The 22,557-nt window shown below is 61.9% G+C and carries 22 protein-coding genes; 8 read left to right on the top strand and 14 right to left on the bottom strand.

Annotated features, from left to right (window positions below):
• Positions 1-30 precede the first annotated feature (30 nt).
• Positions 31-945: a DMT family transporter gene (locus HX793_RS13510; protein WP_095015044.1), complete on the top strand. Its 915-nt coding sequence runs from the start codon at positions 31-33 to the stop codon at positions 943-945.
• A 78-nt stretch (positions 946-1,023) separates the two neighbouring features.
• Here HX793_RS13510 and HX793_RS13505 read toward each other — a convergent pair whose 3' ends face one another.
• The 4 genes from HX793_RS13505 to HX793_RS13490 form a co-directional block, all read right to left on the bottom strand.
• Positions 1,024-2,241: a class I SAM-dependent methyltransferase gene (locus HX793_RS13505; RefSeq protein WP_177096448.1), complete on the bottom strand. Its 1,218-nt coding sequence runs from the start codon at positions 2,239-2,241 to the stop codon at positions 1,024-1,026.
• An 87-nt stretch (positions 2,242-2,328) separates the two neighbouring features.
• A complete protein-coding gene (locus HX793_RS13500) occupies positions 2,329-2,946 on the bottom strand; it encodes a TPM domain-containing protein (RefSeq protein WP_122724794.1) in 618 nt (205 codons plus the stop codon).
• Positions 2,947-2,974: 28 nt separating this feature from the next.
• Positions 2,975-3,703 (bottom strand): TPM domain-containing protein, encoded by a 729-nt coding sequence (locus HX793_RS31565; protein WP_095015042.1) that lies wholly within the window; start codon positions 3,701-3,703, stop codon positions 2,975-2,977.
• Positions 3,704-3,721: 18 nt separating this feature from the next.
• A complete protein-coding gene (locus HX793_RS13490) occupies positions 3,722-4,333 on the bottom strand; it encodes a LemA family protein (protein WP_010212287.1) in 612 nt (203 codons plus the stop codon).
• 238 nt (positions 4,334-4,571) lie between these two features.
• Between HX793_RS13490 and bglX the strand changes: the two genes are divergently transcribed.
• Positions 4,572-6,863: a beta-glucosidase BglX gene (gene bglX, locus HX793_RS13485; RefSeq protein ID WP_016975112.1), complete on the top strand. Its 2,292-nt coding sequence runs from the start codon at positions 4,572-4,574 to the stop codon at positions 6,861-6,863.
• A 123-nt stretch (positions 6,864-6,986) separates the two neighbouring features.
• Here the strand turns inward: bglX and HX793_RS13480 are convergent, their stop codons facing one another.
• The 8 genes from HX793_RS13480 to HX793_RS13445 form a co-directional block, all read right to left on the bottom strand.
• Positions 6,987-8,144 carry a phospholipase D-like domain-containing protein gene (locus HX793_RS13480; protein WP_177096446.1) on the bottom strand — a complete coding sequence of 386 codons (1,158 nt, stop codon included), beginning with the start codon at positions 8,142-8,144 and terminating at the stop codon, positions 6,987-6,989.
• 1 nt (position 8,145) lies between these two features.
• On the bottom strand, positions 8,146-8,736 hold the full coding sequence (locus HX793_RS13475; protein ID WP_016975110.1) for a YceI family protein: 591 nt from the start codon (positions 8,734-8,736) through the stop codon (positions 8,146-8,148).
• Positions 8,737-8,788: 52 nt separating this feature from the next.
• A complete protein-coding gene (locus tag HX793_RS13470; protein WP_016975109.1) occupies positions 8,789-9,547 on the bottom strand; it encodes an IclR family transcriptional regulator in 759 nt (252 codons plus the stop codon).
• A gap of 64 nt (positions 9,548-9,611) precedes the next feature.
• Positions 9,612-11,054, bottom strand: a complete 1,443-nt coding sequence (locus tag HX793_RS13465; protein WP_177096444.1) for an amidase — start codon at positions 11,052-11,054, stop codon at positions 9,612-9,614.
• Positions 11,051-12,361: a citrate-proton symporter gene (locus HX793_RS13460; protein WP_177096442.1), complete on the bottom strand. Its 1,311-nt coding sequence runs from the start codon at positions 12,359-12,361 to the stop codon at positions 11,051-11,053. The genes HX793_RS13465 and HX793_RS13460 overlap by 4 nt, the downstream gene beginning before the upstream one ends.
• A gap of 59 nt (positions 12,362-12,420) precedes the next feature.
• The gene (locus HX793_RS13455; protein WP_095015035.1) at positions 12,421-13,596 is read right to left on the bottom strand and encodes a M20 aminoacylase family protein; all 1,176 of its coding nucleotides are present in this window, start codon (positions 13,594-13,596) and stop codon (positions 12,421-12,423) included.
• A 108-nt stretch (positions 13,597-13,704) separates the two neighbouring features.
• Positions 13,705-14,019 (bottom strand): amidase, encoded by a 315-nt coding sequence (locus HX793_RS13450; protein WP_177096440.1) that lies wholly within the window; start codon positions 14,017-14,019, stop codon positions 13,705-13,707.
• A complete protein-coding gene (locus tag HX793_RS13445; protein ID WP_177096438.1) occupies positions 14,016-15,089 on the bottom strand; it encodes a serine hydrolase domain-containing protein in 1,074 nt (357 codons plus the stop codon). Before HX793_RS13445 ends, HX793_RS13450 begins: the two co-directional genes overlap by 4 nt.
• A 187-nt stretch (positions 15,090-15,276) precedes the next feature.
• On the opposite strand from HX793_RS13445, the gene olsB reads away from it, so the two are divergent.
• Both olsB and HX793_RS13435 read left to right on the top strand, forming a co-directional pair.
• A complete protein-coding gene (olsB, locus tag HX793_RS13440; RefSeq protein WP_003172415.1) occupies positions 15,277-16,032 on the top strand; it encodes an L-ornithine N(alpha)-acyltransferase in 756 nt (251 codons plus the stop codon).
• Positions 16,032-16,820, top strand: coding sequence for a lysophospholipid acyltransferase family protein (locus tag HX793_RS13435; RefSeq protein ID WP_016975103.1), 789 nt, complete (start codon positions 16,032-16,034; stop codon positions 16,818-16,820). Before olsB ends, HX793_RS13435 begins: the two co-directional genes overlap by 1 nt.
• A 73-nt stretch (positions 16,821-16,893) precedes the next feature.
• On the opposite strand, the gene HX793_RS13430 is transcribed toward HX793_RS13435, so the two are convergent.
• Positions 16,894-17,487, bottom strand: coding sequence for an acyl carrier protein phosphodiesterase (locus HX793_RS13430; RefSeq protein WP_016975102.1), 594 nt, complete (start codon positions 17,485-17,487; stop codon positions 16,894-16,896).
• 154 nt (positions 17,488-17,641) lie between these two features.
• On the opposite strand from HX793_RS13430, the gene HX793_RS13425 reads away from it, so the two are divergent.
• From HX793_RS13425 to HX793_RS13415, 3 genes are read left to right on the top strand one after another with little or no spacing between them, the layout of a single operon-like run.
• The gene (locus tag HX793_RS13425) at positions 17,642-17,968 is read left to right on the top strand and encodes an ArsR/SmtB family transcription factor (RefSeq protein WP_016975101.1); all 327 of its coding nucleotides are present in this window, start codon (positions 17,642-17,644) and stop codon (positions 17,966-17,968) included.
• Between the two features lie 13 nt (positions 17,969-17,981).
• Positions 17,982-19,148, top strand: a complete 1,167-nt coding sequence (locus tag HX793_RS13420) for an MFS transporter (protein WP_016975100.1) — start codon at positions 17,982-17,984, stop codon at positions 19,146-19,148.
• Between the two features lie 48 nt (positions 19,149-19,196).
• The gene (locus tag HX793_RS13415; RefSeq protein WP_177060299.1) at positions 19,197-20,252 is read left to right on the top strand and encodes an alkene reductase; all 1,056 of its coding nucleotides are present in this window, start codon (positions 19,197-19,199) and stop codon (positions 20,250-20,252) included.
• Between the two features lie 234 nt (positions 20,253-20,486).
• Here HX793_RS13415 and HX793_RS13410 read toward each other — a convergent pair whose 3' ends face one another.
• Positions 20,487-21,119 carry a TetR family transcriptional regulator gene (locus HX793_RS13410; protein WP_016975098.1) on the bottom strand — a complete coding sequence of 211 codons (633 nt, stop codon included), beginning with the start codon at positions 21,117-21,119 and terminating at the stop codon, positions 20,487-20,489.
• Positions 21,120-21,405: 286 nt separating this feature from the next.
• On the opposite strand from HX793_RS13410, the gene HX793_RS13405 reads away from it, so the two are divergent.
• Positions 21,406-22,554 (top strand): efflux RND transporter periplasmic adaptor subunit, encoded by a 1,149-nt coding sequence (locus tag HX793_RS13405; RefSeq protein ID WP_016975097.1) that lies wholly within the window; start codon positions 21,406-21,408, stop codon positions 22,552-22,554.
• Positions 22,555-22,557: the final 3 nt, after the last annotated feature.

The following is a 22,557-nucleotide window of genomic DNA, read 5'->3' as shown; positions in this document are numbered from 1 at the left end:
TTGAAGCCCTCTAGATTTCGGTTCTACCTCATGAGCTCGCGCGAAAACACCGGCATGGCCCTCGGCCTGCTGGGCGTCATCATCTTCAGCCTGACCCTGCCCTTCACCCGCATCGTGGTGCAGGAAATCCACCCGTTGCTCAACGGCCTGGGCCGCGCGTTGTTCGCGGCGATCCCGGCGGCGGCGCTGTTGCTGTGGCGCCGCGAACGCTGGCCGACCTGGCGCCAGGTGCGCGGGCTGTGCCTGGTGATCGCGGGCGTGATCCTGGGTTTCCCCGTGCTGTCGGCCTGGGCCATGCAGACCTTGCCGGCGTCCCATGGCGCGCTGGTCAACGGCCTGCAACCGCTGTGCGTGGCGCTGTACGCGGCGTGGCTGTCCCATGAGCGGCCGTCGAAAGCCTTCTGGGCCTGTGCGGCGCTGGGCAGTGGCTTGGTGTTGAGCTACGCGTTGATCACCGGCGCCGGCAGTATCCAGGCCGGTGATTTGCTGATGCTCGGTGCAATCGCGGTGGGCGGCCTGGGTTATGCCGAAGGCGGCCGATTGGCCAAGGAGATGGGCGGCTGGCAGGTGATCTGCTGGGCGCTGGTGCTGTCGACGCCCGTGCTGATCGGGCCGGTGTGGTACCTGGCTGCGCAGCATCAAGGGGCGATTTCCATGCGCGCCTGGTGGGCGTTTGGCTACGTGTCGCTGTTCTCGCAATTCCTCGGGTTCTTCGCCTGGTACGCCGGGTTGGCCATGGGCGGGATTGCGCGGGTCAGCCAGATCCAGCTGTTGCAGATCTTCTTCACCATCGCATTTTCGGCGCTGTTCTTTGGCGAACACATCGAGCCAATCACCTGGCTGTTTGCCTGTGGGGTGATCGTGACGGTAATGCTGGGGCGCAAGACGGCAGTGCAGCCAGCACCGGACTCCTGTAGGAGCGAGCTCGCTCGCGAAAATCGTTAACGATGACGCGAAAAACCTGAAAGCCCACTGTGCTCTCAGGTTTTTCGCGAGCAAGCTCGCTCCTACGAGGGAGCGTGTTCAGACCAGGTAGCCATCCGCGCGCAGCAGGGTTTCCAGGCAGTGTTCGCTGATGTGGTAGAACGCCTTCAACTCCTGGATTTTCTCCAGCAACTGCGCGCTGTCCAACGGCTCGGCGCGCTTGACCGCCAGAATCATCTTGTTCTTGTTGGTGTGCTCCAACGAGATGAACTCGAACACCTTGGTCTCATACCCACAGGCTTCGAGGAACAGCGCTCGCAAGCTGTCGGTGACCATTTCGGCCTGTTGGCCCAGGTGCAGGCCGTATTGCAGCATCGGCTTGAGCAGCACCGGGCTCTGGATCTGCAGGCGGATCTGCTTGTGGCAGCACGGCGAGCACATGATGATCGACGCACCGGAACGGATGCCAGTGTGGATCGCGTAGTCGGTGGCAATGTCGCAGGCATGCAGGGCGATCATCACGTCCAGCTCGCTGGGCGCCACGCTGCGCACGTCACCGCATTTGAACACCAGCCCCGGATGCTCCAGGCGCGCGGCGGCGGTGTTGCACAAGGTCACCATGTCTTCGCGCAGCTCGACGCCGGTCACTTCGCCTTCGGCCTTGAGGGTGTTGCGCAGGTAGTCGTGGATGGCAAAGGTCAGGTAGCCCTTGCCGGAGCCGAAGTCGGCAACACGCACCGGCTGGTCCAGCTTCAAAGGCGACGAAGTGAGCGCGTGGCTGAACACTTCGATGAACTTGTTGATCTGCTTCCACTTGCGCGACATCGACGGGATCAGCGCCTGCTTGGCGTCGGTCACCCCCAGGTCGGCGAGGAACGGCCGGCTCAGCTCGAGGAAGCGATTTTTCTCGCGGTTATGCTCGGCCGAGGGCGCTTCACGCAGTTGCTGCGGCTTGCTTTTGAACAGTGAACTTTTGTTCTTCTTGCTATATTCCAACTGGGCTTCGTCAGTCAGCGACAGCAGGTGCGCGTTCTTGAACTGCGCCGGCAGCAGCGCGGCAATCGCCGCCACACCTTCGGCCTGCGGTAGGTTCTTGGTGATGTCGCGGGTCTTGTAGCGGTAGACGAAGGACAGGCACGCCTGCTCCTTGACCGTGACCGGCTTGATGATCAGCCGCTGCAACTCGGCTTCCTCACCGACATACTTGGCCAGCACCAGCTTGATAAAGGCGTTCTGCGCGAGGCTTGCGCTGAGCAGTTCGATGAACTGGGCGTTATGATCCGGCGCAGGGCGGGCAGGTTGAGCGGTGACAGACATGAACAAAAACGCCTCGGGCAGGGAATGCCGGGCATTTTAGGGGGGATAGCCCGCCAGGGCACGGAGTTATTTGACCAGCGGTACGCCTTACTCCAGCACCACCAGGCGATTGGGCAGTTCATTGCGGGTTTGGGTGACCGGCACATGCACCTTCAACAACTCGCCACAGGCCTCGATGCACGCAATGAACCCCGCCAACGTCTGCCCCTGTTTCACCTGCTGGGTAAACGCCTTGACGATCACATCCCAACTGCCGTCATCCAGGCGTTTGGAAATGCCGTCATCCACCAGGATCTCCACGTACCGCTCCGCCTCGCTGACAAAAATCAGCACGCCGGTGCTGCCCAGGGTGTGGTGCAGGTTCTGCTCCAGGAACTGCCGCCGCGCCAGGTTGGACGCGCGCCAGTGGCGCACCGAACGGGGGATTAGCCGCGTGGTCACCTTGGGCAGGCGGAACACCAGGCACAACACGATGAACGTCGCCCATTGCGCCAGCAACAAGGTGTACATGGTCAGGTAGCCCGACAGGTAATGCACCACGCCGGGTACCACCAACGCGATCAGGCTGGCCCACAACAGCGGGATGTAGGCGTAGTCATCGGCGCGGGCGGCCAGTACGGTCACCAGCTCAGCGTCGGTGGTTTTCTCGACGCGGGCGATCGCTTCCGCGACTTGGCGCTGCTCGTGTTCAGTCAGTAATGCCATGGTTGTGCTTGCTCTCTCATTATTATCATCACCAGCCGCCTGAAGCCCCGCCGCCGCCAAAGCCGCCACCGCCGCCCCGGAAACCACCGCCGCCTCCCCCGCCGCCACCGCCACGGCCGCTGCTGCTGAGAATCGCCAGCAAAATAGCGCCCACCGGCAGCCCCATGCGATTGCACAGCCACAACACGCCGATCAGCAGGATAAACAAGCCGATGGAAAACCCGGGATTATCCTTGGCAAAGTTGGCATCCGCCACATGAGCCGGCACGGCCAGTGGCTCGCCGCCCACCACCTGCACCATCGCGGCCACGCCGTCGCTGATGCCTTTGCTGAAGTTGCCGGCCTTGAACGCCGGCGCGATCACCTGGTTGATGATCACCCACGACTGCGCATCGGTGAGCACACCTTCCAGGCCATATCCGACTTCGATGCGCAATTTTCGCTCATCGCGGGCGACGATCAACAGCGCACCGTTGTCCTTGCCCTTCTGGCCGATACCCCACTCGCGGCCCAATTGATAACCGAAGTCTTCAATGGGCACGCCTTGCAGGTCCGGCACGGTGACCACCACGATCTGGTCGCCGGAGGTCTGCTCCAGCGCCTGCAACTGCTGGGTCAGTTGCTGGCGCGTGGCGGGGTCGATCATCTGGGCGTTGTCCACCACCCGCCCGGTCAGCGCCGGGAAGGTCAGCGCCGCCTGGGCCGCACCGACGCAGGCCAACAGCCACAACGCCAGGCCTATCCGTAATAAACGCATCGACACCTCAGTGCAGCCTTATTTGAACTTCACTTGCGGCGCTTTATCGGCATCGGCACTAGTGGCTTCAAACGTGGCGCGGATCGGCAAGTCGCTGTACATCACGCTGTGCCACAGGCGGCCAGGGAACGTACGGATCTCGGTGTTGTAGGCCTGCACCGCCTGGATAAAGTCGCGACGGGCCACGGCGATACGGTTTTCGGTGCCTTCAAGCTGGGATTGCAGGGCCAGGAAGTTCTGGTTGGCCTTCAGGTCCGGGTAGCGCTCTGACACCACCATCAAGCGGCTGAGTGCGCCGCTCAAGCCATCTTGGGCCTGCTGGAACTGCTTGAGTTTTTCCGGGTTGTCGAGGGTGCTCGCATCCACCTGGATCGAGGTAGCCTTGGCTCGCGCTTCAATCACGGCGGTGAGGGTGTCTTGCTCATGGGCGGCGTAGCCCTTGACCACTTCCACCAGGTTGGGGATCAGGTCGGCACGGCGTTGGTACTGGTTCTGCACCTGGCCCCAGGCGGCCTTGGCCTGTTCATCCAGTGTGGGAATGTTGTTGATGCCGCAACCGCTCAGCACCGTGCTGATCAATAGCAAAGCTGCGGCTTTCAAGCCCCAGCGGTAACCTTGTGCTGCTTGCATGGTGTTTCTCCTGCCCAATCTTGATGGAATGTTACGACTGACCCTATACACCGCGCGCTTGGGGCATAATCCGCCACCACTGGATTGCATCGAGCCAATCAGCTACAAAGATGCCCAGCGCGAAAAAGAGTTCAGAGTGTGCTGCATTTATCTGAACAACACCCGAACAACAATAGACGCTCCCCACATTTTGGCCGATCAGCGTTATCGCTGTGCAGTGAGCCGAAAAAGGATATTCATGAAGAAGCTGTGTTTGCTCGGCCTTGTTGCCACTCTGGCCAGTCACCCCGTATGGGCAGAAACAAAGCCTGCTGCGCTTAAAGACAAGGACGCCTTTGTCAGCGACCTGCTCAAGCAGATGACCCTCGATGAAAAGATCGGCCAATTGCGCCTGATCAGCATCGGCCCCGAAATGCCCCGCGAGCTGATCCGCAAGGAAATCGCCGCCGGCCGCATCGGCGGCACCTTCAACTCCATCACCCGCCCGGAAAACCGTCCGATGCAGGACGCGGCCATGCGCAGCCGCCTGAAGATCCCGATGTTCTTCGCCTACGACGTGATCCACGGCCACCGCACGATTTTCCCGATCAGCCTGGCCCTGGCCTCCAGCTGGGACATGGACGCCATCGGCCGCTCCGGGCGCATCGCCGCCCAGGAAGCCGCCGCCGACAGCCTCGACATCACCTTTGCACCAATGGTCGACATCTCCCGCGACCCGCGCTGGGGCCGCACCTCCGAAGGCTTCGGTGAAGACACCTACCTGGTCTCGCGCATTGCCGAAGTGATGGTCAAGGCGTTCCAGGGCGTGAGCGCCGCGAATGCCGACAGCATCATGGCCAGCGTCAAGCACTTCGCCCTGTATGGCGCAGTGGAAGGCGGTCGCGACTACAACGTGGTCGACATGAGCCCGGTCAAGATGTACCAGGACTACCTGCCGCCGTACCACGCGGCGATCAAGGCCGGTTCCGGCGGCGTGATGGTGGCGCTGAACTCGATCAACGGCGTGCCCGCCACCGCCAACACCTGGCTGATGAACGACCTGCTGCGCAAGGACTGGGGCTTCAAAGGCCTGGCCGTGAGCGACCATGGTGCGATCTTCGAGCTGATCAAGCACGGCGTGGCCAAGGACGGACGTGAAGCCGCCAAGCTGGCGATCAAGGCCGGCATCGACATGAGCATGAACGACTCGCTGTACGGCAAGGAATTGCCCGGCCTGCTCAAGTCCGGCGAGATCGAACAGAGCGACATCGACAACGCCGTGCGCGAAGTGCTCGGCGCCAAGTACGACATGGGCCTGTTCAAGGATCCGTACCTGCGCATCGGCAAGGCCGAGGATGACCCGGTCGACACCTACGCCGAAAGTCGCCTGCACCGCGCCGAAGCCCGCGACATCGCCCGCCGCAGCCTGGTCTTGCTGAAAAACCAGAACAACACCCTGCCGCTGAAAAAGTCCGCGACCATCGCCCTGGTCGGCCCGCTGGCCAAGGCGCCGATCGACATGATGGGCAGTTGGGCTGCCGCCGGTAAGCCGGAACAATCGGTCACCCTGCTCGACGGCTTGAACGCGGTGATCGGCGAAAAAGGCAAGATCATCTATGCCCGTGGCGCCAACATCACCAACGACAAGGCCGTGGTCGACTACCTGAACTTCCTCAACTTCGATGCACCGGAAGTGGTGGATGACACCCGCCCAGCCCAAGTGATGATCGACGAAGCCGTCAAGGCCGCCAAGGACGCCGATGTCGTAGTCGCTGCCGTGGGCGAGTCCCGTGGCATGTCCCACGAATCCTCCAGCCGCACCGACCTGAACATCCCGCAAAGCCAGCGCGACCTGATCAAGGCCCTCAAAGCCACCGGCAAGCCGCTGGTACTGGTGCTGATGAACGGCCGCCCCCTGTCGATTCTCGAAGAGAACCAACAGGCCGACGCGATCCTGGAAACCTGGTTCGCCGGCACCGAAGGCGGCAACGCGATTGCCGACGTACTGTTTGGTGACTACAACCCGTCGGGCAAGCTGCCGATCACCTTCCCACGTTCGGTGGGGCAGATTCCGACCTACTACAACCACCTGACCATCGGCCGGCCGTTCACTCCAGGCAAGCCGGGCAACTACACCTCGCAGTACTTCGATGACACCACAGGTCCGCTGTTCCCGTTTGGTTATGGCCTGAGCTACACCTCGTTCGGCCTGTCGGACATGGCGTTGTCGTCCACCACCCTGAACAAGACCGGCAAGCTCGACGCCAGTGTCACCGTGACCAACACCGGCAAGGTGGATGGCGAAACGGTTGTGCAGCTGTACATCCAGGACGTGGCCGGCTCGATGATCCGCCCGATCAAGGAGCTGAAGAACTTCCAGAAGGTCATGCTCAAGGCGGGTGAAGAGCGCACGTTGCACTTCACCATCACCGAGGAAGACTTGAAGTTCTACAACACCCAGCTCAAGTTCGCGGCGGAACCGGGTGAGTTCAATGTGCAGATCGGGTTGGATTCCCAGGATGTGCAGCAGCAGACCTTCGAATTGCTGTAACAGCCAGAACACTTGTAGGAGCGAGCTTGCTCGCGAAAAACCTGAGCGTAACGCGTTCATCCAGGATGAACGCGTCATCGTTAACGACCTTCGCGAGCAAGCTCGCTCCTACTGTGGAATGGGTTAGCCGCGTCTATCCAACAAATTCACCACCAACCGATCAATCCACCCCCACACCCGCTGCTTCACCCGCCGCCACAACGGCCGCGACTTCCACGCCTCCAGACTCACCGCCAGGCTCTGCGCGAAATCCCGCTCGAAACTTCCCGCCACCGCCTGTGTCAACTCAGGGTCCAACGCCTCCAGGTTGGCGTCCAGGTTGAAGCGCAGGTTCCAGTGGTCGAAATTGCACGAGCCCACGCTGACCCAGTCATCCACCAGCACCATTTTCAGGTGCAGGAAGCACGGCTGGTACTCAAAAATCTGCACGCCCGAACGCAGCAAGCGCGGGTAATAACGGTGCCCGGCGTAACGCACGGACGGGTGATCGGTGCGCGGGCCGGTGAGCAGCAAACGCACATCGACCCCCCTCCCTGCGGCCCGACGTAACGCGCGGCGCACGCCCCAGGTGGGAAGGAAATACGGGGTCGCCAGCCAGATCCGTTGTTTGCCGCTGTTCAACGCACGGATCAGCGATTGCAGGATGTCCCGGTGCTGACGGGCATCGGCATACGCGACGCGGCCAAGCCCCGGCCCGGTGGCGGGCACCCTGGGCAAACGCGGCAAACCAAAGTGGGTGGCAGGTTTCCACGCGCGGCGCGCGTTGTTGGCGTGCCATTGGCGGTCGAACAGTGCCTGCCAATCCTGCACCAACGGGCCGTTGATCTGCACCATGACTTCATGCCAGTCGGCGCTGTCATTGCCCGGCGTCCAGAATTCATCGGTCACGCCGGTGCCGCCGACGAAGGCGACACGCTGGTCGATCAACAACAGTTTGCGATGGTCGCGGTACAGGTTACGCATCCAGCGGCGCCAGCTCAGGCGATTGTAGAAACGCAGTTGCACACCGGCGTCGGTCAGGCGTTTGCGCAGCCCGAGGGTAAACGCCAGGCTGCCGTAATCATCGAACAGGCAGCGCACCTGCACGCCGCGTTCGGCGGCGAGCACCAGCGCCTGCACCATGGCTTCGGCGCAGGCGCCGGCTTCCACCAAGTACAACTCCAGCTCGACTTGCCGCTCGGCGCGAGCAATGTCCACCAGCATCTGCGGGAAGAAATTCGGCCCGTCGATCAGCAATTCGAAACGGTTGGCGCTGCGCCAGGGGAACACCGCGCCGCTCATATCAGCGCGCCGTGAAAATCAGCACCGCACCCACCGGCACCGACAGACTGATCGACTTGAGCCCCGCCGCTTTGCGCAACGCCGCCACACCCGGCGCCAGGTCAAAGTCCTCGGCATGCATCACCAGCGGTTCCAGAGTCACTACCTGGAAGCGTCGGTCGTCCAATCGCGTGGCCAGCAACTCGGCGCTGTAGGTCTGGGTCTTGCCGTGCAGGGTCACGGACAACGGCAGGCGCAACTCCAATTGTGCGCCTGGAGCCAAATCGTTGATCGGCTGCAGGTTGATCTGCGCGTTGATCAGCGCATCGGGAAAGGTCTTGATCTCGAACAATTGATTGCGCATGCGCTCGTCGCGCAGCGGGATACCGCTGTTGACGGACTCCAGCTCCACCTCCAGTTGCGCCGCGCCCTTGCTGTCGACCTTGCCATGCAACACCAGGAAGCGCTGCACTTCGGCGATTTCGGTGTTCTTGGTGGTGACGAACGACAGACGCGACGATTCGTTATCCAGATACCAGTCGGCATGGGCAGGCACAGCAGCGGCGGCCAACAGGGCGAAGGCCAGGGGTTTGATCACGGAAGCGTTGAACATTGAAGACTCGTGGGGCGAAAAACCTGAACGAACCTTAACCGGATCGCGAGGGTTACGCCAATGCGCGCTGCACTTCGCGCACCGTCTCTTCCAGGCTGGCCATGTGCAGGTTCAGCACCCGCTCCACCGGCGCCTGATGCATCGGCCAATGCAACGCCATGCTCCCAACCAAGCGACCATTGGCGCGCACCGGCAGGGCGACGGCGCGAATCAGAAACGGCAAACGCACCGGATACTCCCAATAACCCTCGGTGCGTTGGCCAAAGCCCTGGTGCTGGGTTTGCTCGCAGGCCTGGTATTGCTCGTCCGCCGCCACCTGATCGCGACCGGCCAGGCGCTGCACTTCTTCAGCCGGTAACTGGGTCAGGCAGGCCTTGCCCATTGCCGAATGAAACAGGCTGGCGTGCTGGCCGACGATCTGGCAATTGTTGGGGTACAGCTTGCGCAACACGCTGGGGATCGCGCTTTCCATGACTTCCAGGCGCTCGCCATCAAAGCAGGACAAATCCACCACCAGCCCGGTGCGCTCGCTAAGTTCCAGCAACCACGGCGCCGCGCTTTCCACGACTTGGCGTTTGAAGCGTTGCTGGGTGTCTCCGAACAGGCGCTGGGCGCGCAGGCGGTAACGACGATCGCTCAGGCCGCGATAGACCCAGCCCTGCTCCTGCAACGTCAGCAACATGCGCGACACCGTGGCCTTGGGCAGACGTGTGAGGTAGTGCAATTCCTCCAGCCCCAGGGCCTGGTGCGCGCCCAGCAACTCGACGATTGCCAGTGCGCGCTCGACCGAGCGTACGGTGCCTGTCTCCATGTTCGATCTCCCTGTTGCCGGTGGATGATCATTGTTCACAGCAAGATACAGGCCCGATCGCAGCTCAACCCGTCGATGCCAGGCACGTCGGCGGCCGACGCTGCACCCATTGCGTCAGCTGTTCATGAGCATAGGCCAGTTGCAGCACTGCCCGATCCGCCTGGGCCGGGCCGATGATCTGCACGCCCATGGGCAGGCCCTGGGGGTTGAACCCCACCGGCACGCTCATGCTCGGCAGCCCGGCCAGGGTCGGGCCGATCACCCCCTCCATCCAGCGGTGATAGGTGTCCATTTCACGCCCGCCAACGAGGCGCGGCCAGGGCTGTTGTGCATCGAAAGGGAACACTTGGGCAGTCGGCAACAGCAGGAAATCGTAACGCTCGAACAGCTTGGCGAGCGCGCGATACCACTCGCTGCGATCCAGCGATGCCTGGTACACCTGCTGGGCCGTCAAATCCAAGCCGCCCTCCACTTCCCATTGCGCTTCGGGCTTGAGCAGTGCGCGTTTCTGCGGGTTGGCGTAGGCCGCTCCGAGGTTGCCATGCACCAGCCAGTGCCGATGCACCAACCAGCTGCGCCACAGCCGCGCCATGGAAAAGTCCGGCTGGCAGCTTTCCACGGTGCAGCCCAACGCAGTGAAATCGCCAAGGGCCGATTCGCACAGGCTCAGCACGCCGTCGTCCATCGGCAGATAGCCGTTGTAATCCCCCAGCCAGCCCAGGCGTGCGCCCTTGAAGTCACGCTGCAAGGGCTGGCCGAACACCGCCGGATCCTCCTTGGACGACAACGGCACCCGTGGGTCGTAACCCGCCTGGATGCTCAACAGCCGCGCCACATCCGTGACGCTGCGGCCCATCGGGCCTTCGGTGCCCAGTTGCTGCACGAACAGTTCCGGGGTCGGTCCGTAAGGCACGCGGCCTTGGGACGGGCGCAAGCCAAACACGTTGTTGAACGCCGCCGGGTTGCGCAGCGAGCCCATCATGTCGCTGCCGTCGGCCACAGGCAGCATGCGCAGCGCCAGGGCCACCGCCGCCCCGCCGCTGCTGCCGCCCGCGACGAGGCTGGGGTCGTAGGCATTGCCGGTGGTGCCGAACAGTGTGTTGTAGGTCTGCGAACCGAGGCCGAACTCCGGCACGTTGCTCTTGCCGATGATGATCGCGCCACTGGCCCGCACCCGCGCTACGCTGATGGCGTCTTCGCTGGGCACGTGCTCAGCGAACAGCGGAGAGCCCAAGGTGGTGCGCAAGCCTTGGGTAGCAGCGAGGTCCTTGATCGCCTGGGGCATGCCGTGCATCCAGCCGCGCGACTGGCCTTGGTCCAACTCGCGATCACGTTCCCGCGCCTCGGCCAACACGTCATCGGCAGCACGCAGCGACACCAGCGCATTCACCGTCGGATTGAAGCGCTGGATCTGCACCAGGTACGCCTGCATCACCTCTTCGCACGACACCTGCCGTGCGTGAATCGCCCGCGACAGTTCGGTGGCATCCCAATCAACAATACTCAAGGCTTCACCTCTTTGGAAAACGGCAGCGGTTTCTGTGCCCGCGGCGCCTCATGCATGCAGTAAGTGCCCAGCAGCGTCAGCACGCAAGCGAACAATACATAGAAGGAGGGCGCGACGGGCGTGCCCAGCACTTTGGTCAGCCAAGTGACGATCAGCGGCGCAAAACCGCCGAACACCATGACCGCCACGTTATAGGCGACCGATACACCGGTCGAGCGAACTTCGATGGGAAACTGCTCGGCCAGCGCGGTCGGCGCCGGGCCGAAGAACCCACCGATGGCGGTGCACAGCATCACTTGCATCACCAGCAGACGCTCGATGGACGGCGCGGCGGCGACCCACACATACAGCGGATAGACCATCACAAAAAACGCCAGGGTGAACGCCATCAACACCGGCCGCCGTCCCAGGCGGTCCGACAGCAAACCAGACAGCGGAATCACTACGGTCATCAGCGCCACCGCAAACATCTGCACCATCAACACCTGGTCCAGCGGCAGACCAAGGCTTTTATGGGCAAAGGTCGGCATGTTCACCAGCACCACATAGAACGACACCGTCGCGCCACAGGCCAGGCCCATGGATACGAGGATGCTGCGCCGATGCTCGCGCACCACCTGCATCAGGCTCGGCGCCGGGCCGGTCGCCTGTTTGCGTGCCTCGATGAATTCTTCCGGGTCTTCCATGTGCCGACGAATCCACAGGCCCACCGGGCCAATCAGCAAGCCGAACACAAACGGCAGACGCCAGCCCCACAGGTCGAGGGTTTGCGGCGAAAAGAAGTGCGTGACAGCAGCCACCATCGCCGCGCCGCCGAACACCGCCAGGCACTGCCCCACCAATTGCCAGGAGCCATATAAGCCCTTGCGATGGGCCGGCGCGCTTTCCACCAGAAACGCTGTGGCGCTCGCGTATTCACCGCCGGTGGCAAAACCTTGAAGCATGCGCGCTACCACGATCAGCAACGGCGCGCCCATGCCGATGGCGGCGTAGTTGGGCGCAAAGGCGATCAACGCGATGGACACGGTCATCAGCCGGATAATCAGCTGCATCGCGGCCTTGCGGCCTTTGCGGTCGGAATAGATCCCCAGCAGGATGCCGCCCACCGGCCGCATGAAAAAGCCCACGCCGAAAGTGGCCAAGGCCATCAGCAGCGAGGCGTACTCGTCATCTGAAGGAAAAAACTGTCGGGCGATGATGCTCGCGAGAAAGCCGTAGACAATGAAGTCATACCATTCGAGCGCATTGCCGATCACAGCCGCCACCACTTGGCGGGTGCGGGACACACCTGGTTTTGCAGTCTGCATGAGGAACACTCCATTCAACCGATCGAGGGAAAGGGTCCAGCGGCAGAAAAAGAAGGTCGTCAGGCAGGTTTGAGCCAGCTCTCGGCCAGCGCGCCCCAATAGGCGGCGCCAGTCAGCAGGATGTCGTCGTTGAAGTCATAAGCGGGGTTATGCACCATCGGCCGCGACACGCCGTTGCCGATGAACAGGTAGCTGCCGGGGCAGCGTTGCAGCATCCAGGCGAAGTCTTCGCTGCCCATCAGCGTGCGGGTGTTACCGTCCACCGCGTCGGCGCCGAGCAAGGCGACGCCGACCTGGCGGGCGAATTCGGTTTCTTCGGCGTGATTGACCAGCACCGGATAAGCCGGGCGGTGTTCGATCTGCACCGTGCAGCCAAAGCTGGCGGCCTGGGTGTGGATGATGGCGAACACCCGCTCCAGCATCTGCTCACGCACCTTGGGATTGAGCGCGCGCAGGCTCAGACGCAACAGCGCCTGCTGGGGAATCACGTTGGCGGCCTGGCCCGCTTGCAGGGCACCGACGGTGACCACGGCAGCTTCCTGGGTGTCGATATTGCGCGCCACCACTGTCTGCAACGCCATGACCATGCTCGCCGCCGCCACCAACGGATCCACCGTCAGATGCGGCATGGACCCGTGGCCGCCAACGCCTTCGAGGGTCACCGTGAGCAAGTCTTGCGAAGCCATCATCGGCCCGACGCGCAATCCCAGATGCCCCGCCGGCAGCCCCGGCATGTTGTGCATGCCAAACAAGCCATCACAGGGAAAACGTTCCAGCAAACCATCGGCCAGCATAGCTTCGGCGCCGCCCTGGCCTTCTTCGGCGGGTTGGAAAATCAGGTTCAGGGTGCCGTCGAATTGCCGCGTGGCCGCCAGGTAACGCGCGGCGCCAAGCAGCATGGTGGTGTGGCCGTCATGCCCACAGGCGTGCATGCAACCGGCGTGTTGGCTGGTGTAGGACGCGCCGGTGTTTTCGATGATGGGTAACGCATCCATGTCGGCACGAATGCCCAGGGTGCGCGAACTGCTGCCGTTACGTAGCACGCCCACCACGCCGGTCTTGCCGATGCCGGTGTGCACCTCATAGCCCCACTCCTGCAACGATTTGGCAACGAGCGCGCTGGTGCGATTTTCTTCAAAGCCGAGTTCAGGATGGGCATGGATGTCCTGGCGCACGGCGTGCAAATCGCCGGCAACGTCGCTGAGCCAATCCAGGATGTGCTGGTGTGGGCGCATGGTGATTCTCCTCACAGGCGGGTGTTCCCGTTCTTGTTTGCTGCACAACGCCAGCTAACCGCGATGTGGGCAGGAGGACAATCAAAGGTGGTTCCACCCTGTGGAACCTCAGGGTAATAGGCGACACCCCTGTCGGTCGCCCAACCACCTCGCCGTGTGCGTACGCCCCAAACCGCTGACCGTCACCTCACTACGCTCCGGGTTATCCATGAACGCACTCGTCGGCACGTACTGCTTCACGTACCCCCGGCAATACTCCGCCGGGTTGTTCGCCACATACCGGCACGAGCAGTACTCCTTGGCGGTGTAGGCCGCGATGATGTCGGGGAAGGCTTGCAGGTTGACGCGTTCGTGCCAGAGCCAGCCCAGCAAGGCGAGCAATAACAGCAGAAACACACTGGTAAACGGCCGACGACGGATCATGGTTGCACCGCCGCTAGCACGCGTTTGAGCAGTTCGTTATGCCGGTAGCTGCCGTCACGGTCATCGCCGTAACGCACGATCACCAGGTGTTCGTCAGGCATCACGTACAGCGCCTGGCCCCAGTGACCGAGGGCGGCGAAGGTATCGGCGGGGGCGTCGGGCCAAGGTCTTGACGCGCCTTTATTGAGCCACCAATGACCACCAGGGACGGCTTCGTCCTGACCTGCTTTGTACTTGTCGAAGGGCTGTCGATTAAAAGCGACCCAGTCTTTGGGCAGCAGTTGTTGATCGCCCCAGCGACCTTCCCGCGCCATCAATAAACCGATACGCGCCAAGTCGCGAGCGGTGAGGTAGGCATAGGACGAGGCGACGAAGGTTTCATCGGCGTCAGTCTCCCAGGTGGCATTGCGAATGCCCAAGGGCTTGAACAGCGCATCCCACGGGTAACTCATATAGGCCTTGTGCCCAAGCATGCCTTTGAGGGTGGCGGACAGGATATTGGTGTCGCCGCTGGAATAACGGAACACCTGGCCCGGTGCAGCGGCGGCCTCGGTGTCGGCAGCAAAGTCGGCCATGTCGCCACGGCCACGGGTGTAGAGCATCGCCACCACCGAGGATTTCAGCGGCGCGTATTCGTAGTCTTCCTGCCAGTCGAGACCCGAGGCCCAGTGCAGCAGGTCGGCCATGGTCACGGCCGGGTGCTGTTTCATCGGCGGGTAGAAACGCGCTGCGGGGTCGGTCAATTTGAAGCGGTTTTCGCCGTAGGCCACGCCCAATACGGTCGCCATGATGCTTTTGCTGACAGACCAGGTGAGGTGCGGGGTGCTGGCGGTGGTCGGCGCGGCGTAACGCTCATAGACAACAACACCATCGCGGATTACCAACAGCGCGTCGGTGCGAATGCCTTGGCGGGTGGTGTCGTCCTGCGCCGGGAAAGCGTAGGCCTCCAGGGCATCAACAGCGGGACCAGAAAGCGGTATGCCCTTGGCCCAGTCTTTATCGGGCCAGGTTTCAGCGTGAGCGGCAACGGTGACGAACAGCAGGGCAACACACAACAGGCCTCTGACCATGGACGCAGACTCAAGGGGGGCATTCAAGCCCGCGAGCCTAGCCGAGGGTGATGACAGATTTGCGACACAGAGGGCTGTCATCCAAGCGTCACCATAACTTCATGGAGATGACACCGGGCCTCCATAGCCTGAGTTTGGACAACAAAGTCGACCGGCCGAAATCGTGGCCGGCACTCGGAGACTCGCCATGACTCAGATCGCCCGCATCAGCGACACCGGCAATGAACGCCGTCTGCAAGCCGAACGCCTGGTTGGCGCGCAAGCGTTGCAGGAAGCCCAGGCCCTGCGGTTCAACGTGTTCAGCGGCGAGTTCAACGCCAAGCTGAAAGGCGCGGAACTAGGCCTGGACATGGATGACTATGATGTTCACTGCAGCCACATCGGTGTGCGGGACTTGAACAGCGGTCGACTCGTCGCTACCACCCGTTTGCTGGACCATCAGGCCGCCAGCACCCTGGGTCGGTTCTACAGTGAAGAAGAATTCAGCCTGCATGGCTTGCTCCATCTGCAGGGCCCGATCCTGGAAATCGGCCGCACCTGCGTCGACCCGGCCTATCGCAACGGCGGCACCATCGCCGTGTTGTGGGGCGAGTTGGCCGAGGTGCTCAACCAGGGCGGCTACAGCTACCTGATGGGTTGCGCGAGCATCCCGATGCACGACGGCGGCATCCAGGCCCACGCAATCATGCAGCGCCTGCGCGAACGCTACCTGTGCAATGAACACCTGCGCGCCGAACCGAAAAAACCACTGCCGGCGTTGGACCTGCCGTCCAACGTGATCGCCGAGATGCCGCCATTGCTCAAGGCGTACATGCGCCTGGGTGCGAAGATCTGCGGCGAGCCGTGCTGGGATGAAGACTTCCAGGTGGCCGACGTGTTCATCCTGCTCAAGCGCGATGAGCTGTGCCCGCGTTACGCGCGCCACTTCAAGGCTGCAATGTGATGAGCCGCCTGCGGGTTTACGGGCGCATTGCCCGCGTGCTGGTGGTGGTGGCGCTGGGCTTGAGCATGGCCAGTGTGTTTGGGCTGTTCGAGCGTTTGGGTATCGCCAATTCAATGGTACGGCGCCAGCGTTGGTCGCGTTTCTTTATGGCGCGGCTGACCAACGCCCTGCCCTTTCGCGTGACGGTGCACGGTGAGTTGCCGACGCAACCGATGCTGTGGGTGAGCAATCACGTGTCCTGGACCGATATTCCGCTGCTGGGTGCCGTGGCGCCGATGTCATTCCTGTCCAAGGCCGAAGTGCGCACCTGGCCGGTGGCAGGCTGGTTGGCGGCCAAGGCTGGCAGCTTGTTTATCCGCCGGGGTTCGGGCGACAGCCAGTTGATCCGCAAGCAGATGACGCGCCACTTGGAGCAACAGCACCCGCTGTTGATGTTCCCGGAAGGCACCACCACCGACGGGCGCAGCCTGCGCACCTTCCACGGGCGTTTGCTGGCCAGCGCGATCGATGCGGATGTGTCGCTGCAACCGGTAGCGATCCGTTATCTGCGTGACGGCCAAGTGGACCCGCTAGCCCCTTTTATTGGCGATGATGATTTGCTATCGCACCTGATGCGCTTGTTTGCGAACGACCAGGGCGATGTGGAAATCCATGTGCTCAAGCCGATTGCCTGCGCCGGGCAGGAACGCGCGGCATTGGCGTATCAGGCGCAGCAGGCGGTGCAGAAGGCGTTGTTTGGTGAAGTGGTGCAGCCGGCCGAACCTCGCGGCGCGCTGATTGCCGCCTGAACCCGATTCACTGTAGGAGCGAGCTTGCTCGCGAAAAACGAATAGGCGCCACGGGCTGGCTGATAGCGCTGCGTTATCGTTGACGATCTTCGCGAGCAAGCTCGCTCCTACAGAAGTCTTGCAACAGCGGGTAGAAAACGCTGAAGTCTTCACTCAACGGCTCATACAACACCCGCAACTCCTGCATCGCAAAACCCAACTCCTGCGGCTGTGTCAACCTTCGGGAAATCCCCCGCAACACCTGCTCCATCACCGCAAACTCGCGGTACGAGCCCAACCAATCATCCGCCGCCATGTACGGCGCAATCTGCGCCAGCCGCCCCGGCAATTGCGGCTCGGCCGCCAGCACGCGGTAAACCTGCGACGTGAAACGCTCCAGCGGCTGGTCGGCATACAAAGTCCAGTCCCGCGCCAGGCAGTGGTCGAAAAACACATCGAGGACGATCCCGGCATAGCGCCTGCGTGTCAGGCTGAAGCGTGACAACGCCTCCCCCACCAGCGGGTGGCTGTCGGTAAAGCGGTCGATGGAACGATGCAGTTGGATCGCCGATTCGATTTGCGGGCTGAACTGGCCCTGCAGGCGGCCTTTGACGAAGTCGCCATAAAGGCTGCCCAGCAGTTGCGCAGGAAGTTGGCCGCCCAGGTGCAGATGTGCGAGATAATTCATGGTGCGCAGTCTACCACTGCCCTCAACGTATCGTTATAACCCGATATACCGAATGAGCCTAGGCTCAGACCAAAATCATATTGGTCTATCGGGATAGACCGATATAAAGTTCGCCTCATCGCGATATAACGCTGTACGACACCGAGCACCTGCCATGTCCATCGACCTCGACGAAATAATAAAAGCCCTGGCGCACCCAGTACGACGAGACATCCTCACCTGGCTGAAAGACCCGAAAGTGCAATTTCCCGAACAACTGCACAACCACGAATACGGCATCTGCGCCGGGCAGATCGACCAGCGCTGCGGCTTGTCCCAGTCGACCGTGTCGGCCCACCTGGCCACCCTGCAACGCGCCGGGTTGATCAGCAGCCAGAAAGCCGGCCAGTGGCACTTTTTCAAACGCAACGAGGACACCATCCAGGCCTTCCTCGCAGCGCTCACCACCGAACTCAGCGCGCACGACAGCGCCGCGCTGTAACAAGGAAACCCTAATGCCCCTCTCGCTACTCATACTGGCCCTCAGCGCCTTCGCCATCGGCACTACCGAGTTCGTCATCATGGGCTTGCTGCCCGATGTGGCGGCGGACCTGGGTGTGTCGATTCCTGGCGCCGGCTGGCTGGTAACCGGCTACGCCCTGGGCGTGGCGATCGGTGCGCCGTTCATGGCACTGGCCACCGCCAAGCTGCCACGCAAAGCGGCGCTGGTAGCGTTGATGGGCATCTTCATTATCGGCAACCTGCTCTGCGCCCTGGCCAGTGACTACAACGTGCTGATGTTTGCCCGTGTCGTCACCGCGCTGTGCCACGGTGCATTCTTCGGGATTGGTTCAGTGGTAGCCGCCAACCTGGTGCCGGCCAACAAACGGGCTTCGGCCGTGGCCTTGATGTTCACCGGCCTGACCCTGGCCAACGTACTGGGCGTGCCGCTGGGTACGGCACTGGGCCAGGAAGCCGGCTGGCGCTCGACCTTCTGGGCAGTGACGGTGATTGGTGTGGTGGCGTTGATCGGCCTGATCCGCTTCCTGCCAGCCAAGCGTGATGAAGAGAAACTCGACATGCGCGCCGAACTGGCCGCCCTCAAGGGCGCCGGCATCTGGCTGTCGTTGAGCATGACCGCCCTGTTTGCCGCGTCCATGTTCACCCTCTTCACCTACGTCGCACCGTTGCTGGGCGATGTCACCGGCGTGTCACCCAAAGGCGTGACCTGGACGCTGTTGCTGATCGGCCTGGGCCTCACCGTGGGCAACATCATTGGCGGCAAGCTGGCCGACAAACGCCTGGCGGCCACCCTGATCGGCGTGTTCATCAGCATGGCGGTGGTCTCCACGGCACTGACCTGGACCAGCGTCGCCGTGATCCCGACCGAAATCACCCTGTTCCTCTGGGCCACCGCGTCGTTCGCCGCCGTGCCAGCGCTGCAGATCAACGTGGTGACCTTCGGCAAGGCCGCACCGAACCTGGTGTCCACCCTGAACATCGGTGCTTTCAACATCGGCAATGCCCTCGGCGCCTGGGTGGGCGGCAGTGTGATTGCCCACGGTTTCGGCCTGACCAGCGTGCCCTTGGCCGCAGCCGCCCTGGCGATCCTCGCGCTGTTGGTGACCCTGATTACTTTCCGTCAGACCGGCGATGCCGACCTGGCCCCTGCGACTAACTGATCCACTTCAAAGACACTGATCCACTTAAAAGACAAAGGTGCTTTCCCCATGACGACTATTTTCGATCCAATCAAACTGGGCGACCTGGAACTGTCGAACCGCATCATCATGGCACCGCTGACCCGCTGCCGTGCCGACGCCGGTCGCGTGCCCAACGCGCTGATGGCCGAGTACTACGTACAACGCGCCTCCGCCGGGCTGATCCTCAGCGAAGCCACCTCGGTGACGCCACTAGGCGTGGGCTACCCGGACACGCCGGGCATCTGGTCCAACGATCAGGTACGCGGCTGGGCCAACGTCACCAAGGCGATTCATGGCGCGGGCGGCAAGATCTTCCTGCAACTGTGGCACGTGGGGCGTATTTCCCATGAGTCGTACCTGAACGGCGAAAGCCCGGTGGCCCCGAGCGCGATCCAGCCTAAAGGCCACGTCAGCCTGGTACGCCCATTGGCCGACTATCCGACGCCGCGCGCCCTGGAAACCGCTGAAATCGCCGACATCGTCGACGCCTACCGCACCGGTGCCGAGAACGCCAAGGCAGCAGGTTTCGACGGCGTGGAAATCCACGGCGCCAACGGTTACCTGCTCGACCAGTTCCTGCAGAGCAGCACCAATAAACGCACCGACCAGTACGGTGGCTCCCTGGAAAACCGTGCACGCCTGCTGCTGGAAGTAACTGACGCAGCCATCGAAGTCTGGGGCGCTGGCCGTGTGGGTGTGCACTTGGCACCGCGCGCCGACTCCCATGACATGGGCGATGACAACTTGGAGGAAACCTTCACTTACGTCGCCAGCGAACTGGGCAAGCGTGGTATCGCCTTCATCTGCTCCCGTGAGAAAGAAGCTGGCGACAGCCTCGGTCCACAACTCAAGAAGGCTTTCGGCGGCGTGTACATCGCCAACGAACGCTTCACCAAGGACAGCGCCAACGCTTGGCTGGCCGAAGGCAAAGCCGATGCCGTGGCCTGGGGTGTGCCGTTCATTGCCAACCCGGACCTGCCGGCTCGCTTGAAGGCTGACGCGCCGTTGAATGAAGCACGCCCGGATACGTTCTACAGCAAAGGCCCAGTCGGCTACATCGACTACCCGACCCTGGCGCTGTGATGTAAAAAGCTGAAACGAAAAAGCCCCGGTTCGCAGGAACCGGGGCTTTTTCATGGACGCTGGGTAACATTCCTTCACAGCCCTGCAACAAAATCGCTACAAAATACTTAGGCGGCTACCTATCAACCGCCCGCCAGCCCGTATATAAAGTCACCCCACCGATCAGGCGGAAGGACGATTGACTGTCCTTGGGCTTTACTGTTGACACAACCTGATGCAATTACGCATTTTGTCTTAATTGCGCAGGCTGGGGCTCCAGCGCAGCATGTCCAGCCCGGCATCCACCCAGCGTTCGGCTTCCTGATGCAGTTGGAAGCTGTCGGGAACCAGCAGCCACTGGCCGATCAGCCCGTTTATGTAAGCGTGGATGCACACCGCGCCACGGGTGGTATCGAGGTTTTCCGGCAGTTGCCCGCGATTGACCGCGTTACGCAAGGTCAGGCCGATGCGCAGGTTGCATTCCAGGCTGTGGGTCTGACGCTGGCGACGCATGTCGCACATTTCATCGGTGAATTCGCACTTATGGAACAAGATCTCATTGATGCGCCGGGTTTTCGGGTCCAGGGCCACTTGATGAAACAAATGAATCAACAGCTTGCGCATACAGCCCAGCGGGTCGAGTTCATCTTCGCTTTCACTCGCCCTGGCCAACTCGTCCAGCGGCTCATGCAGCGTGTCGAGCAACGCCTGCAGCAAATCGGATTTATTGCTGAAATGCCAATAGATGGCACCCCGCGTCACACCGGCCAGCGCGGCGATGTCCGCCAGCGTGGTCCGCGCGACACCGCGCTCATAGAAGGCTTGCTCGGCGGCTTGAAGAATCTGGCTGCGCGTTTCCTGAGCTTCTTCTTTGGTGCGACGAACCATGGCAGTACAACCTCAATCAGGACATCTGAGACTATCGTTAACGCAGAATTAACCGTCGGTAACGATCATCCGAATATTTGTGGGACGACACCGTCATGGGTGCCGAACGTAGTGAAATCGAGGCTTTGGGCGTTGCTTTGTCAACATTCCGCGCAGCCTGTCAAGAGTTTACAAACAACCATGAACGTAAGTATATTGCGTAGCAAGCTACTTATCCAGTCAGCGCTTGTTTTTTACCCTTCCACACTTCTTGTGCGCACTCTGCGCGCCTGACCCGAGGATCTTCATGCAACTTAAGCCAGCTGTTACCGCTCTGGTCACTGCCGTCGCCCTGGCATCGCTGCTCAGCGGATGTAAAAAGGAAGAAGCGGCTCCGCCCGCTCAAACCCCTCAGGTCGGCGTGGTCACCATTCAACCGCAAGCCTATACCCTGACGTCCGAGCTGCCAGGCCGCACCACCGCCTACCGCATCGCGGAAGTTCGCCCACAGGTCAACGGCATCATTCTCAAACGCCTGTTCAAGGAAGGCGGCGACGTGAAGGAAGGGCAACAGCTCTACCAGATCGACCCGTCGGTGTATGACGCCACCCTGAAAAGCGCACAAGCCAGCCTGACCCAGACCAAGTCCATCTCCGACCGCTATAAGCAGTTGGTCGATGAACAAGCCGTCAGCCGCCAGGAATACGACACCGCCGTCGCCAACCGCATGACTGCGGAAGCAAACGTTCAAACGGCCCAGATCAACGTGCGTTACACCAAGGTGTTCGCGCCGATCTCCGGGCGTATCGGCCGTTCTTCGGTGACTGAAGGCGCGCTGGTCAGCAATGGCCAGACCGATGCCATGGCCGTCATCCAGCAACTGGACCCGATCTATGTCGACGTCACACAGTCTTCGGCTGAGATGCTGAAACTGCGCCGCGACCTGGAAAGCGGCCAGCTGGAAAAAGCCGGCGCCAATGCCGCCAAGGTCAAGCTGACCCTGGAAGACGGCAGCAACTACGGCCAGGACGGCACGCTGGAATTCTCCGAAGTGTCGGTTGACCAGACCACCGGTTCCGTGACCCTGCGCGCCGTGTTCCCCAACCCTGACCATACCCTGCTGCCGGGCATGTTCGTACACGCCCAACTGCAAGCCGGCGTGAACAGCAAAGCCATCCTGGCACCACAACAAGGCGTGACCCGCGATATCAAAGGTATCCCGACCGCCATGGTGGTGAACAAGGACAACAAGGTAGAACAGCGTCAACTGGTGGCCAACCGCACGGCCGGCGCCTACTGGCTGGTGGAAAAAGGCTTGAACGCCGGTGACCGCGTGATCACCGAAGGCCTGCAATTCATCAAGCCGGGCATCGAAGTCAAGGTCAAGGACGCCGACAACGCCAAGCCTGCCGGTTCTGCTCCAGCTCCTGCTGCCGCTGCTGGCCAGGGGGAGTAACCC

The organism is Pseudomonas reactans (assembly GCF_013387025.1).
GTDB lineage: Bacteria > Pseudomonadota > Gammaproteobacteria > Pseudomonadales > Pseudomonadaceae > Aquipseudomonas > Aquipseudomonas reactans.
The sequence above is the reverse complement of the archived record's forward strand: the minus strand, read 5'-3'. Positions and strand labels throughout refer to the sequence as shown.